This is a genomic window from Mangrovivirga cuniculi, assembly GCF_005166025.1.
In the GTDB taxonomy this organism is placed as follows: Bacteria; Bacteroidota; Bacteroidia; order Cytophagales; family Cyclobacteriaceae; genus Mangrovivirga; species Mangrovivirga cuniculi.
Map to the genome: position 1 here is coordinate 1,572,214 of NZ_CP028923.1, position 15,778 is coordinate 1,587,991.

General features: G+C 36.3%; 7 protein-coding genes. 5 read left to right on the top strand and 2 right to left on the bottom strand.

What is annotated here, in order from left to right; translation table 11 throughout:
- The first annotated feature begins 3 nt into the window (after positions 1-3).
- The 5 genes from DCC35_RS07105 to DCC35_RS07125 all read left to right on the top strand — a co-directional run bounded on the left by DCC35_RS07105 (position 4) and on the right by DCC35_RS07125 (position 9,085).
- Complete coding sequence (locus DCC35_RS07105) at positions 4-1,113, top strand: porin family protein (RefSeq protein ID WP_137090127.1); 1,110 nt, start codon at positions 4-6, stop codon at positions 1,111-1,113.
- 2,403 nt (positions 1,114-3,516) lie between these two features.
- Positions 3,517-4,278: a LamG domain-containing protein gene (locus DCC35_RS07110; protein WP_137090128.1), complete on the top strand. Its 762-nt coding sequence runs from the start codon at positions 3,517-3,519 to the stop codon at positions 4,276-4,278.
- Positions 4,279-4,287: 9 nt separating this feature from the next.
- A complete protein-coding gene (locus tag DCC35_RS07115; RefSeq protein WP_137090129.1) occupies positions 4,288-5,217 on the top strand; it encodes a hypothetical protein in 930 nt (309 codons plus the stop codon).
- 203 nt (positions 5,218-5,420) lie between these two features.
- Positions 5,421-8,003, top strand: coding sequence for a T9SS type A sorting domain-containing protein (locus DCC35_RS07120; protein ID WP_137090130.1), 2,583 nt, complete (start codon positions 5,421-5,423; stop codon positions 8,001-8,003).
- Positions 8,000-9,085, top strand: a complete 1,086-nt coding sequence (locus DCC35_RS07125) for a hypothetical protein (protein ID WP_137090131.1) — start codon at positions 8,000-8,002, stop codon at positions 9,083-9,085. Before DCC35_RS07120 ends, DCC35_RS07125 begins: the two co-directional genes overlap by 4 nt.
- A gap of 616 nt (positions 9,086-9,701) precedes the next feature.
- On the opposite strand, the gene DCC35_RS07130 is transcribed toward DCC35_RS07125, so the two are convergent.
- Together DCC35_RS07130 and DCC35_RS07135 are read right to left on the bottom strand one after the other, a co-directional pair.
- A complete protein-coding gene (locus DCC35_RS07130; protein WP_137090132.1) occupies positions 9,702-14,741 on the bottom strand; it encodes a carboxypeptidase-like regulatory domain-containing protein in 5,040 nt (1,679 codons plus the stop codon).
- Complete coding sequence (locus DCC35_RS07135) at positions 14,738-15,664, bottom strand: hypothetical protein (RefSeq protein ID WP_137090133.1); 927 nt, start codon at positions 15,662-15,664, stop codon at positions 14,738-14,740. Before DCC35_RS07135 ends, DCC35_RS07130 begins: the two co-directional genes overlap by 4 nt.
- Positions 15,665-15,778: the final 114 nt, after the last annotated feature.

The window sequence follows — 15,778 nt, forward strand, 5'->3', positions numbered from 1 at the left end:
CAGATGACTGATCAATTTTTTAAGCTATTTAAAAAGACAGCTATAATTTTAGGTAGCTTGATACTATTTCCCGGTCTGATTTTCGGACAGGTAAAAGAAGAAGCAAATGGGTGTGCCAAAACACTTCAAAATGCACGAAAAACCTATGAGCAGGGAAGGATTGAAGAGATACCGGGCTTGCTGAATGAATGTCTTCAATCGGGTTTTAATGAGCAGGAAAAAGTAGAAGCATACAGGTTACTTACTCTGGCAAACCTTTATTTTGACGAGAAAGGCAAGGCGCAGGAATCGATGCTGAAAATGTTAAAAATTGATCCTGAATACGAGATCAATCCGGTTGTGGATCCGCCTGAATTTATCAATCTCTATAATATGTTCAGAACCAATCCGGTTTATCTGTTTGGAGGAATGGCAGGAGCAAATTTTACCCAGGTAAACGTAATTCAGAATTATAGTCTTGATAATCCGGAATTAACCGATGCTGAGTATCGTGTAAGAACGGGCTTTCAGGTAGGAGTGATCTTTGAATTTTCGTTAAGTAAAAGAATATCTTTGATGACAGGTCCACAGTTCAATTTTCTCACTTATGAATACAGAGAGAGTAAGCTGGGATTTGCCAAAGAAACCTTTATAGAGAAGCAAAGCAGAATTTCTCTTCCGCTAACTTTTAAGTATGAATTTAATGGGGATAAAATAATTCCTTTTTTTCGAATTGGTGCAGAAGGAAACTATTTACTTGGAGCAGAAGCTGATGTGGAACGATTTGATGATTTTGGAGACCAGGATGTTGCTGATGGAAACAGAGGAGTAAAAGGTCCTTCAGTAGATCTTTCAGAACAGCGGATGAACTTTAACTGGTCAGTAGTTGCCGGTGGAGGTATAAAAGTCAGGGAACTGTTGGGTAGAGGTTATTTTACGTTTGATGTTCGTTATGCTTATGGAATGATGAATGTAGTTAACCCGGAAAACCGATATTCAAATACAGAATTAAAATACGACTACCTTCACCTGGATGATGATTTTAAAATGAATAACCTGATGATTTCGATTGGTTATACAGTGCCGGTATATCGTCCGAAGTTAAAGAAGAATAAAAAGGATCTTATTTATTGAATTGAGGTTGGGGAAGATAATAACAACATCTGGTTCGTGGAGACACGAACCAGGGCTGTCTTGCCCGATCGAGCGCGTTTAGCGATAGTATAACGTGTTTGTGAAAGTTATTGAGTTATTAGGTTGATTAGTTATTAATCCCCCTGACTCGATATTTTTGAACCAGGATGAGCCAGGATAGAAAAGATTAATAAGATTGTTTCGAAGATGCTGTTCGAGATGTTAGCGAAGCGTATCTCGAATCATTAATAAATAGGATCTTAGATCCGTGTCTGCTGAATCACAATTACTATTATTGAATCAACCATGATTCAGGTGTATTATAATGCTTCCCTGGTTCAAGCTTCCCGCTTGGACCGATAACATCTTGCCACCAACCAACAGATTTCTCCTTACTGATTCACCTCTCGGCTCACAGCACAAGACGATCGAAATGACGGGTGAAGGATTGGTTTGTGCTTATTACTTGGGGAATGGATTAGATATAAAACAGTTACTAATTATAACCAAAGCAACACCCCGAACGTCATTTCGAATCCCTTGAGGTGAGAAATCTGTCTCATAAATAATTAGCATATGTTGCTGTTTGAGAACCAGGTTGGGCATCTTTAGAGAGAATGTAACGCGTTTGTGAAAGGTACCATAGATTGCAAGGATCGAAGAGAATTACAGATTCAATGAAATAAAAACGTTACATAAAAAAGGGAGGACCCACATCCATTGACTTTTTTGCTTCGTTTTTGTGTCAAGACAAAAATGAAGAGAAAGAAAGCGGTCTGCATCTGGATTTACAGGATTCAAAGATAAACAGGATTGCCCTCGACTCGAAAATTAAAAAAACACACCACTAAGACGCAGAGGTATCAAAGTAAACAGCAAGCTGTTTTTGTTTTTCACCACGGAGCACACAGAGAGCACGGAGAAAATTGCTGATACAATTTCTTCTAACTACCAGTATAATTAGATCTCTATAGCCCCAATTTAATTTAAGGATTCTCTGTTCTCACTCTCATACTCGCTCTGCTTTCGGGGGGATCAATTTTTGTTGCTGTTCGAGATGTTAGCGAAGCGTATCTCGAATCATTAATAAATAGGATCTTAGATCCGTGTCTGCTGAATCACAATTACTATTATTGAATCAACCATGATTCAGGTGTATTATAATGCTTCCCTGGTTCAAGCTTCCCGCTTGGACCGATAACATCTTGCCACCAACCAACAGATTTCTCCTTACTGATTCACCTCTCGGCTCACAGCACAAGACGATCGAAATGACGGGTGAAGGATTGGTTTGTGCTTATTACTTGGGGGAATGGATTAGATATAAAACAGTTACTAATTATAACCAAAGCAACACCCCGAACGTCATTTCGAATCCCTTGAGGTGAGAAATCTGTCTCATAAATAATTAGCATATGTTGCTGTTTGAGAACCAGGTTGGGCATCTTTAGAGAGAATGTAACGCGTTTGTGAAAGGTACCATAGATTGCAAGGATCGAAGAGAATTACAGATTCAATGAAATAAAAACGTCATATAAAAAAAGGGAGGACCCACATCCATTGACTTTTTTGCTTCGTTTTTGTGTCAAGACAAAAATGAAGAGAAAGAAAGCGGTCTGCATCTGGATTTACAGGATTCAAAGATAAACAGGATTGCCCTCGACTCGAAAATTAAAAAAACACACCACTAAGACGCAGAGGTATCAAAGTAAACAGCAAGCTGTTTTTGTTTTTCACCACGGAGCACACAGAGAGCACGGAGAAAATTGCTGACACAATTTCTTCTAACTTCCAGTATAATTAGATCTCTATAGCCCCAATTTAATTTAAGGATTCTCTGTTCTCACTCTCATACTCACTCTGCTTTCGGGGGGATCAATTTTTGTTGCTGTTCGAGATGTTAGCGAAGCGTATCTCGAATCATTAATAAATCGGATCTTAGATCCGTGTCTGCTGAATCACAATTACTATTATTGAATCAATCATGATTCAGGTGTATTATAATGCTTCCCTGGTCCAAGCTTCCCGCTTGGACCGATAACATCTTGCCACCAACCAACAGATTTCTCCTTGCCGATTCGCCTCTCGGCTCACAGCACAAGACGATCGAAATGACGGGTAAAGGATTGGTTTGTGAATATAGGAAATCAGGCTTGATTGATGTGATATTATTGTAAAATACCCGAGTCACAGAGTTTACATTTCATTAAAAGTTTGAAGTTGTCCTGGGGAACACTCCAAACAGACAAGTTGCTATACTGTAATAATACTTTTAAATAGATTTTTCAGGCAATGATTTAAAACCTAAGATATTACTTAAAGAAAAAACTTTTATTATTAAAAACCATCATATATATTTACCGCTGATATAATTTTTTTATTCAACCAAAAGGATTTTTAGACATGCGATTCAATAAACTAAGCCAGGGGCTACTTGCTCTTGTATTCATTTCTGTATTTTCAATTATTACATCATGCGACAATGGAGGAGAAGAACCTGTCGAGCCAGAAGTAAAAGATATACCCCGTGACGGACTGGTAGCATTCTATCCCTTCAACGGTAATGCAAATGATGAGAGTGAAATTGGAGTTGCTGCGAATGGGGTAGTAGGTAAATCTAATGGAGAAGATAATGCGATTTTAGTGGAAGATCGATTTGGTAACCCGAATAGTGCTTACCAAATGAATGGGGATGGTATTGGAATATATATTGACTTACCTGAAAAGTTAGTAGTTCAAGATGACTTAACGGTTTCATGCTGGGTAAAAGATTGTACAATTGGAGAAGTTTATGAGGGTAGTCAATATACGTTAAGATATGAGAAAAATGGACCAGGATTCACCCCATCCATTTTTACAAAAGATGCTTCTCCAGGGTTTGTGTATTATTATGATGAAATGGTCAATTCTGGCTGGTTAATGGTGACTTTTACCTGGGATAATACTGAACAAGAATTAAAACTTTATTATAATGATAATTTAGTATCCACTTCCTCTCACGATGGTATTTTTGAAAATGAGAGCACGAGTTCAGCTCTATCTATTGGCGATGGTGGAGGTAATGGAACCTATTACGATGGAAAAGTTGATGACCTAATCATCTATCACAAAAAATTGAGTGAGGATGAAATCACCGCCATTTATAATCAAACCATTACTAAATAATAAACTGTTGTGCTTCGAATTTTTGTTTTTGTTGCTATAAGCGTTCTAATATTTAACGTTTCTTATTCACAAGAAGACTTATTTATCCTAAATAGCGCAAATGAGTTTACTACTGAGGAAACTGTTTGCCAGGGAACTCCATTGGAATTCGTTATTATAAATGGATATACTGATATTCCTGGAGGGCAGTATCAAAAATTATTTCTTCACTATGATAATGGGAAAATAGCTGATAGTATAGAGTTCAAACAATATGAATTTAATACGTTAAAAGGAAGTTATCAGATCCCTTTTGATTTTGAAGTCGGAACGTTTGAATTTCGTATTATAAAAGACCCTGGAAATATTGGCGATACTATTACATATCCGGTCACAATTACTATCGAAGCTACACCTACAAATGTCACCCTAGATACATTAGAAAAAGACGGACCCCTTAAATTCACCTTTACAAATACAGATGATCCTGTGCCATTAACTGGTGGGAAACATGTAGTGCCAGATAATACATCAGTAATAGAAAAATATTCTGGCACCGCTGGAGTATACAGTGATAATAATGATAATTATTTTTTCTATCCTCAGTATACTTTGCCGGGATCGTATGAAATAATTTATAGTGTAACTGCGGTCTATGAAGATAATTTAACATGTACCCAAAGATCAGCTCCAAAAAATGTTTACGTCAATGATGAAAATGGTGTAATTCAATTTACCGATGGTGACATTAATTTGGGCTCAAATGATTTTTGCCTGGGAGGTAGCGAATCTCAATCAATCGAGTTTGCTGTTCGCTTTTCTAATTATTCTCAAGGTTTTCCTAAAACAGTTAAATCATATAATAGAATTATAGATATCGATCCAATTGATCCAATCGATCCTCGAGACCCAATCGATCCCAGAGATCCATTGGATCCTCGCTTTGATGATCCCTTTTAGTAGCTCCAGGTGAAAACAGGACTAATGTCGAAAATGAACTATTTTTAAGTCAAAGTTTAACCACTCAGTTAGCCACGACAAGTGATAATGAATGTTTTTATAGACATGATCGAATTAATTTTCAGATAACAAGTCTGGAAGTTGTAACTAATAATGGTGTCGATGTAACAGGAAATGTCCTTCAAAATTATTCTTTACCGGCAGTGGGAGACTCTACTTTCTCTGGGAGTCTAAATTATTCAAATTTAAACACCAATGTAGAATCAGTTTCAATATATGTTAACTTATCTTATTTAAATGAGTATACAGATATCGATGGCTCAACTAATTGTATTCCTAAGCCGAATAATTTCACAGCAAATACTAGAATATTAGTTGCAGAAGTGAATTTAAAAGATGCTCCGAATCCTGACATTGATTTACCTAATTTGCTAGAACTTTGCGATAATGACCAAACACAGAATGACATTGTATTAAGTTTTAATGCAACCAATGGTACTCCTAATCCAGACAATGGAGTTTATAATTTCATTAAAAATGGAGTTATAAATAGAAGAGAATCTGATTATTTTTCAGGGGAAGCTATCGGTCCAGGTGAATATCAATTATTTTACGAATACCTTGGAGACGTCCAGTTTTGTAATCAAAAATCGGATACGATTGAATTTACGGTTAATGAAACCCCGGAAATAACCATCGATTATGATGATGGTTGTGTTGGTGAACCTATAGCCTTTTCTAATTCAATTAATAATTTAACAACTTCTGAACTGCAAGGAGCTCAATACATTTGGTCTTTTGGAGATGGAGATAGAGATAGTGTATCAAATTCTCTTAAATCATTTTCAAATGATGGCCCGTATGCAGTGGAACTTCAAGTAACAACTGCTGATGGATGTACTGGTTTTTCGGCTAGAAGTTTCGTAAATATATCGCAATACCCAATAGTTGATTTTAGTTATTTCGGTGCTTGCTCAGGCAGGTTAACGAATTTAAAGCCAATAATTATAAATGAGGAAGAAATATCGATTGACTCGGTAAGGTGGAATGTCGAAAACATATTATATACCGAGAGTTACACTGATTCAATTGATATCGCGTTAAATTCATCTGGTTTTCAACCAATTAATCTTGAAGTGTTTCTAGAGTCTGGATGTAATGCAGATACAACCAAAAACATCTTCATCCAACCTGTAATCAATGTATACAACTACATCGAAGATTTTGATGATGAAATTTACCAGGGATGGGTATCTACCGGTCAGATAGATAATTCGTTAACTTCAAGCTGGTTGGAGAATGATACTTGGTTAGGGAAAAATGGGGTTTGGGCCACAAACAGAAATTCTGACTCGTATCATAATAACGAATCATCCTACCTGGAATCACCTTGTTTTATCCTCGATGATACACAGGTTCCGATGCTCGATCTTGATATCGCATCAAAAACTGATATCCAGGCAGATGGTGTGGTGATCGAATATACGCTCGATGGTGGTAGGACCTGGATAAAATTAGGCAAGAAAGATAGTGGCCTGGGATGGTATAATGCAGCTAACTTATTGGGAGCCCCCGGTTCTGAAGGTAACAACATCACGCGTGAGGGATGGGCAGGAGATTTTGACTGGCAGAAAGCTGCTTTTCAGCTGGATGATGTGAAATTTGATGCTAATGGTCAGCCTGTGAAATTCAGATTAATGTTTGGATCTAATGCTGATAATCCTTTTGGAATTGACTTGAGCGGATTTGGTATCAATAAATTTTCGATCGTTGAACGAAACAGAACAATGGTAATCGAGTCTTTCCTCAGTAATGTGCCTGGTGATAATATGATGTCTGAATCAGTTACTTACCTTGATAATTTACTGGAAGGTAAGGAAGACCAGGTGATCGATATTCGTTATCATATTAACAGCCCGAATCAGGATCCGGTATTTCCTTATAATACCGCAGACTTCAGTGCTAAACGATTGCATTACGGTATTGATGTGGCACCAAGGACAGTTTTCGATGGGTATTTTGATACCGATGTGGATCATCCTATACAAGAAGAGAATTATGGAGCAGATGTTTATGATCGAAGGTCCCTCGTTTCATCCCCTTTCAATATTGATTTGAATGTAACTGAAAATCCGGACAAACTGGATATTGAAGTTCGCATCACTAAAAATATTACTGGAGAAGATATTGAAGACGACCTGGTTCTTATGGTAGGGATGGTTCAGAAAGAATTCGAATTGGATGGTACGATGTATAAAAACGTATTGAGAAAATTCATTCCTAACGCAGGAGGCACCACAATTATCGGTGATTGGATCGATGAGGATACCACGCGTGAGGAAATTGTTAACTTAACCTGGATGACTGATTATTACAGTGATCTGAATGTTGAAGCCTCATATCGATTGGTAGCATATCTTTTCAGGGCGCAGGATATTGAGCAGACGAAAGAGATCGTGCAGGGAGCTTTTTACGATCTTGATAATGGATTGCCTGCACCGAATATTATTACCAGTGTAGATGATGAATTTATAAGTGGTGATTACCTGCTTTATCCAAATCCGGCCAACGAAAAATTAACTATCAGAGTTCCGGAGCAATTTAGCGGTAAAGCTGAATATTCTATCTATTCACTTCACGGCAACCTGGTTGAGTCTGGCGTGATAAAGAGAACTAATAGTAAGCAAATCAACACATTTAATTTTTCACCAGGAATGTATTATATCCAGATAATGGAAGAAGGGAAGAATACACCTGTGACAAAGAAGTTTAGTATAATCAAATGATAAAAAGAGTCTTATCAACAATGCTAATGACGGCAATGCTCGGTGGTTGTACCACCGATGCATTTGTCGGTGAAAATGATTCCCCATACTTTAATAAGTTTTACGGAAATGCGAATGACGATGGCTCTTACCGGGTTAGTCAACTGGAAGACGGGGGATATTTAATCGTAGGAAGTACGGAAAAGCTCACTGGTACTGATACTGATATTTTGGTTATTAAAAGTGACAATCGGGGTAATCTTGTATGGGAACAGGTTTTCGGAGGTGAACTACAAGATTTTGGTACTGACGGAGTGATTGCTTCAGATGGTAACTTATACATAACCGGTCTGATCACCAATGATTCTACCGAAGACGAAAATGTAGCTCTTGTCTCATTAAATCCAACAACTGGTGAATTGATCAATTCATCTTCTTTTGGATTGCCAGATCGTATGGAGCGCGGGTTGAAAATTTTTAATTCCAATTCAGGTTCGTTAATGGTCATGTTAAACCGTGACGATGAACAAGGTAGCGAGATGGTGATCTCAGAATTAAACCTGGCAACTCAGGATACTTTATACAGAGATTATGGTTTCATCAATAATAAGGATAGTGTCAACATGGTTCTACAAACAGCTAATGATGATCTTGTTTGGTGTGGTACTGTAAGAAACACTTCTTTAACTAAAAATATCAGAGTCACTTCGACAAATATCAATGGTCAGATATTATGGGATTATGTTATTAGAAACCAAAACCAGGAAGCTGCGGATATGGATGATGCGGGAGTAGGATATATCGTAGTTGGATCCAATGTTAATAATATGGTTCTTTCAATGGTTAATCGCAATGGTAATGGCCTTGTATGGGAATCGGAGATCGAAGAAACAGGAAAACAAAAAGCTTCGGCTGTAAGTAAAACTTCTGATGGAGGTTTTATTATAACCGGAACAACAAATTACGAAACGGAAAATGAAGAAATTATCCTGGTAAAGACAGATAGCCAGGGGAATGTTGAATGGAAAAAATACTTTGGAGGAAGCTCTAATGATCGGGGGCAGATGTACTGCAATCAACTGATGGCAGCTACGTATTATTAGGCACCTCGACAATTTCAAATAATAGCATTTTAGAACTAATAAAGACAAGCGACAAAGGTTTATTGGTGGAATAATTCATTATCCTCTCTATTTTATGAAGCCCGTTTTTTAACGGGCTTTTTGTTTTTAATCTTCCCTGGTTTAAGAGTCGGGTTTGGACCCATAACATCCAGCTATCCACAAACAGATTTCTCCTTGCTGATTCGCCTCTCGGCTCACAGCACAAGACGAGCGAAATGATTAAAAGTTATTGAGTTAATAGTTATTATGTTATTAGTACTCTTGACTCGGATAGTATACATACATACTGCAAAGACATAGAGGACTAATACTGTTTGATGATCTTCCAGATGTTAGCGAAGCGCATCTCGAATCATTAATAAATAGGATCTTAGATCCGTGTCTAGAATAATAATTCCTATTATTGAATCAACCATGATTCTGGCGTATTATAATGCTTCCCTGGTTCAAGCATCGCGCTTGGACCCTCAAAATGCAGATTCATTCCATTATAAACTAATCATCCTGCCACCAACTAACAGATTTCTCCTTGCTGATTCGCCTTTCGGCTTGCAGCACAGGACGAGCGAAATGACGAGCAGTTTGTTGATTTTTCTTATTCGATCACTATACTTTTAAGTTCCTCATTAGCATTGAAAGTAGGGAAATACATCAACTCGATCTTTGCCGGGTTGAGACTATATTTTCCTGTATATCGAGGAATCAGCTTGATTTTATATGTATAAGTTCCTTCAGGCAATCGCTGGCAAAAGATTGCTGCTTCGTTTTTAAAATATTCAGTATGAACAGCGTAAGGATGGTTCTGAGGTTTTTCTGAATATGAACATCCTGCAGGGACAGGGATATTCATCATGACATACTCAGCTGCTTTATTTACTTTGACCGTCACCTTCAGCGTTACTTCTTTACCCGCTTCAAGCATATTTCCGCTATACTCTTCAAACTCAGAAGTAATTTTAAAGTCTGCACTTTTTCTTTCTGGTGTTTCATTCCAGTATTGCTGGAAGCTAGTCAAATATACAGGGAAGTCTCCGGTTTTTGAAACACTGATAGATTCTGTGGGCTGCAATTCGGCATCAAATGGAAATGTTGTAACCAGTGAATCAATTTGACTGCTAAAACTTAATTGGGGTTTTACTGATTCACTTTTCTTTCCAAACAGATTCGGAACAATAGTTTCTATTATCCTCGCTGATTCAAAAGTGTTAGCCCAGTACCTGTTTTTACGTTTTTCAAGAATGTATCCGGTGATTTTTTGCAACGTTTCCTTATGGTTAACACTCGAATCATTAGCGTAAAGTCGATAGGCTTTCAAGCTGGTTTGGATGTCATTTTCATAGATCGATCTGAAATAAGTATTTCCATCTGTGAAATAGACATTTCCAAACATAGTTTCTTTTTTGAATGTATCTAATGTATCCAAATTTATCTCTAATCCAGCTTTTTGCTTAAGACTCATGAGGTCAAGCATCGTACCCAGGGTTTTGTATTTCATCGAGTCAATATCCAGGATCAAATCACTGTAGTTTGCCGAAGTATCCAAATCTATGAGTGTTTTTAGTATGTCTATCTTGTTGGATATCCCTGTTTTTTCACTTTTTAATTTTATGATCAGGGTCTGAGATAATTTCGAAATGTCTAATTCAACATTATAACCTTCTTTTTGAGCCTGATGCAATGCTTCGATCACATGCATACTGATCCATATTGTCTCCGGTGAGTTTTTCCACCATCCCCAAAAACCTGAATCTTTCTGGTTATTTATCAGCTTTTTAACCAGTTTGTTGATTTTATTATCATACTTAAATTCTTTTTTCTGATAATTATTGATCTTTTTGAGAGCTAAGAGGCTCTTGATTTTGGAAGCTATTTGTTCATTACATAAATACCTGTAATTAGTAACCCCGATTGCTTCATCTTCGAATACCTCCAGCAGATCAGCTCGAGCGTGAATCTTTACCGGGCCTTTTTCAGGATCAAAAGATAATTCGACCGTAGTGTCATTTCTCAATGCGATAAAACTGCCGATGGTTTCTTTCAGTCCTTTTTTATAAACTTTAATTGATCTTTCTTCACCATCGAAATAACCATCTTCTTTTTCCAGATAATATTTTGCTTTAAGAGAATCTCCTTTTCCAGTTAAATGAAGAGAATCAATACTGGAATTTATCAATTGCACATTTTTACTGAATTTTTCATCACCATTAAGCTCAAACCTGGTTTGAACCTGTAGGGTGTCAGCTATATAATTTTTTGCTTTTCCAATTGCTATAGCTTCATCACCTTCGACTAAAAATCGAGGAAGAGATAGCTGTGCCATTATCGGCTTATATGATTTGATCTGGCCGGTTGTTTTTCCTGATTGCTTTTTAGCATTCATTGCCAGGTAAATAGTTTTCCATTTGGTAACGTCATCAGGAAAGGTGACTTCAAAAGTAGCTTTACCGTTTTTATCCGTTTGTAGTTTAGGTTGCCAAAAAGCATAATCCGAAAAATTATTTCTAATCGAACTACTTTGAAGTGTCGATTCCAGAAAATCATTACCAAATTCTGCCCCACTATTTTTTAATCCCGGGGCCGGATTCCCGGTAAAACCTTTTGTGGTAATAATCATTACTCCATTGGCAGCCCTTGCACCGTACAGAGCAGTGGCTTCTTCAGATTTTAAAACATTAACATTACCGATCGTATCCATATTTAGATTTTCGGTATCTCCATCATAGATTACTCCATCGATTACTATTAAAGGTTTTGAATTTGCTATCATGCTGTTGACTCCCCGAATTTGAATATTATTTGTACTTCCCATTAATTCAGAATCAGCAAGGATATTCACTCCCGCAACACTTCCATTTAAAGTGGAAACACTCGCAGATAATGATTTTCTTTTAGAAGATACTGCATATCCAGTTACAACCACTTCGGATAGTTCATTAACATCCTCTTCAAGCTGGATATCCAGAAACGAATTATCAACGGGTATTTCTTTGATAACATATCCAATAGATGATACCACAACAATTCCAAATCCTGAAGGAATTGTTAAATTGAACTGACCTTGTATATCGGTGACCGTACCCTGGTTTGTTCCTTTAACAATAACATTTACACCTGGAATTCCCTCTCCGGATAAGTCCTTTACGATACCACTGATCCGGGCGCCCGGGCCGGTATATGTTTTTTCCTTTAGAAAAGTGTTTTTAATATTTTTCTGAACCGGATCGTTTTTATCATAAAATTTACCTCTATTGTAGATTACTGATTCAATAAGCTCATTAACTTTTATACTAAAACTATCTTTCTTCATTTCGTTTGAATAGTCTAGCCTGGTGTAGTTAAGTCCATTTGTACGTACACTTATCGAATCAAATTCACGATAATATGATCCGGTGTAAAAGTAGACCAGTTTATAATTTCCTGAATCCAGCTGGTGAAATATATTAATGTTACCAGGATATATACGGATAAAATCAGCATCATCAGATTTAAAAAGTAATATGTTTAACAGTTCTCTTTCTTTCTTTTTGGTATTTATAATTTCAGTTTTTAACCTTCCATAACCATCAAGTGTCTTTCCTGGATTATTATATTTTCGATTGCTAAGCTTTAATTTTTGTTTATAAAGATCATTCCATCTTTTAATTGAGTCGGCAGTGATGATTGTATGATCAAATTTTTGAGAAGGCGTATGATTTAATGAAGCAGGATATTTTAATCCATCATTCCACTCTCTCATTTTTATAATACCTTCTTTAAACTCATAATTGAAGTTTCGTTCGAAAAAGAAGCTAGTTTCATAATTTTCCAGGCTGTTGAGTTTTAAAGAACCGGAAACCGGACCACTGTAGTTACTATAATTACTCCTGGTATTGGGAATATTTAATAAATATAAGTTTTCACCGTCCTCTACAAATGTAAATTTATTATGAAAGGAATCCTTATAGTTTAAAATATAAGGGTATAGCAATTGCTTTTCCTGCTCGCTGAGAAATGGCTTCTTCTCTTTGAGAACTAAATTTTCATCTTTGTAATTATCTTTATCGATGGAAAATATTAATTTTTCACCGGGCATAAATCCTACATAAGGCAATGTGATCTCATTGGTTGCTGTTCTTAAAGTAATCTTGTGAAAACCAGAAGAAATGCGGAATGAATAAGGTGCCGGAATGGTATTCCATGCAAAATAGATTGGTATATTATCCACATAAATCACCTGGACAGGGTCCACCTGGCCTTCACTGATAACATAAGGAGCAAATTGGGTTACCGAATCTTTAGTGTAGAAATCGGTGCGATACATATTTTCACCAGGATATAAAAATTTATAATACTCGATGCTGTCAAGTCCTGCAAGAGCTTTCCAGGTGTCATAGTTTAGCTTTTTATCTAAATAACCCGGAGCGATTTTATTTTGAATAGTGAACTTATTAATCAGTTCTTTACCCTTTCTTTGCTCTTCAAAAGAAGGTACATCCGGTCCGTTGTCTTTGAATTTGCTTGTAATAGAATAGGCGGTCAGGTCTACTCCCTGTACCGGGTCACCATCGACATTGGTTACTGATACTGTGATTTCAGTTTTTTGTCCGGGATAAACCAGTGCAGGCCCGTCAATAGAAATTTTTAATTCGTCTTCTATCAAAGGGATAGAATAATTCTCATTGACAATTCTACCAGCCCATAAATATTGCACCGAAAGGAAATACTCATTTTTAGTATAGGTTCTTTGCGAGTAACTTAATTTTTTAGAATAACCTGATTCTTTCTCCTTATTCCTTTTATAAATATGATAAGTAAAAGGGATGTCCCTAGGGTTTTTAATGTCAATGTAAATTGAATCTGAATCGCGTGAAGAATAAACTTGTAGTCTGCTTTCTTCTAAGTTCATGTTAAAAAACTGTTTCTTTTTATCAGATTTCAAGATATACCTCTCGATGTATGGTGAAATAGGTAGTGAAGAAGGTAATTTAGTTGAGTCTATGAGCTTCTGGTTTCCAAAATGATCTTCAGAATATATTGCAGCATAGATTTCTTTTTCGTTCAAGTCTTCAAAGTACCGGAATGTCAGGGAATCAATATCCAGAGAAAGAGTGAAGTGATCTCTTGAATAATAATAATTTAATGTCTTTTCCTTTGTAATCGATTCATTATCTGAAGTCAGTAATCTGACCCGGACTTTGTATTCTATATTAGCCTTCGGAAAACAGGAAGATGGAATTTTTATTTCAGTTTCTCCGGTTTGTTTTAATGGGAGGTTTTTACTGAAAAGTGTATCGGGTACAAAGACATTTTTAGAAAAGAATCCGGTTGTGCTTTTTGTAAAGGCTGTGATTTCTAATCTACCATCAAAAACATTCAGATCATTTTCATCAAATCCCCGGGCATAAATTTTGAGTGTATCATTGTTATAATGCTCAGTTTTGCCTGATCTCAAGGTAAGATCAATACTTTTTAATTCGTATTCTTCATATTTGAAACCACCTGTAATGTAATTGTTCCAGTGGCCATCAGTCAGGGAGATTCTGTAATACCTGTCGAGCTTCATTTTTAGTGAATCATGAAGGTAAAATTGAAATGAATAGCCACCATCCCGATAAGGATTTAGTTCCATTAACTCACGATTTTTATCAGTAGTCATTTCAACCCAGACCTTCTTTTTAATGGTTTACCTTTTTTATCGACTATAAACGCTTTGACTTTAACTGTATCACTGGGCTTGTACATAGGTTTGTTAAAAGCCATATATCCGGTGTACTTATTATTGAAATCACAATAATACGGATCGAAGATACAGGCAGTTTTTTCATAAGTATTCACGAAAAAATCTTTAATTGAATAAATAGTTCCCTGAGGCCAGCCGTATTTAATCGAATAGTATCCATCTATGGGGATATCCAGTATAAATGTGATTGGATGCCAAATATATTTTAAGGGAGTGCCGTAAAAAGTTTTTCTATATGCCCTGGTCAATCCTGAATTAGCAAATTGCCGATCGAGTTTATAATAAGAAGTAATTCCTTCATGGGTAACTGTGACGATTCCATGCTTGTTAGATTTTTTGTCGGTAAATGAGCGCGTCTTCTTTGAGTATTTGAGCTTTTTATCATTAACCCGTACTTCGGCATCATCAATGATATTACCTTCAAGGTCATAGATCTGGATATCCAGGTCACTGGTATTGTTCAATGAATAAATATTAAAATCTCTTATGCTTGTCATCTCGATTTTTTGTTCTCCTCCATAAGAGAAAGTTTTTAAATAGTGGCCCGGAGGAAGTTTTTCATCGTATCCCTTATCTGTTGGGAAAGAGTCTATTTTAGTATGGAAAAAAGTCGAATCAAGCTTTACTATTTTGGTGTTATAAATAAGTTTGGCTTCCTGATCGGTAATCTGATAGATGTAGGTAAAAGGACTGGTTTTCCTGCTTTCGAGGAGATCCTGGGCAGATATTTTTAAAAAACCGATTATAAATAGTATAAAAAATAGAGGTAGAGGTTTAGAATAGATTTTTTGCATAGTCAGATATTTTCTTTCAGGATGCAGCGGTTGATGAAATTCCATAAAAAAGTTTAAAAAATATTTGAAAGAGATTTGTGGAAATAAATTAATTCCCAATAGTTGTAAATATAACTAATTTTTTAGTTATTTAATATCACTAAACCTTTGTAAGAAACG

What these genes read in the sequence shown, in the direction of transcription:
- DCC35_RS07125 (WP_137090131.1), top strand. Translation starts at nt 8,000, where the DNA reads ATGATAAAAAGAGTCTTATCAACAATGCTAATGACGGCAATGCTCGGT.
- DCC35_RS07110 (WP_137090128.1), top strand. Translation starts at nt 3,517, where the DNA reads ATGCGATTCAATAAACTAAGCCAGGGGCTACTTGCTCTTGTATTCATT.
- DCC35_RS07130 (WP_137090132.1), bottom strand. Translation starts at nt 14,741, where the DNA reads ATGACTACTGATAAAAATCGTGAGTTAATGGAACTAAATCCTTATCGG.
- DCC35_RS07135 (WP_137090133.1), bottom strand. Translation starts at nt 15,664, where the DNA reads ATGGAATTTCATCAACCGCTGCATCCTGAAAGAAAATATCTGACTATG.
- DCC35_RS07105 (WP_137090127.1), top strand. Translation starts at nt 4, where the DNA reads ATGACTGATCAATTTTTTAAGCTATTTAAAAAGACAGCTATAATTTTA.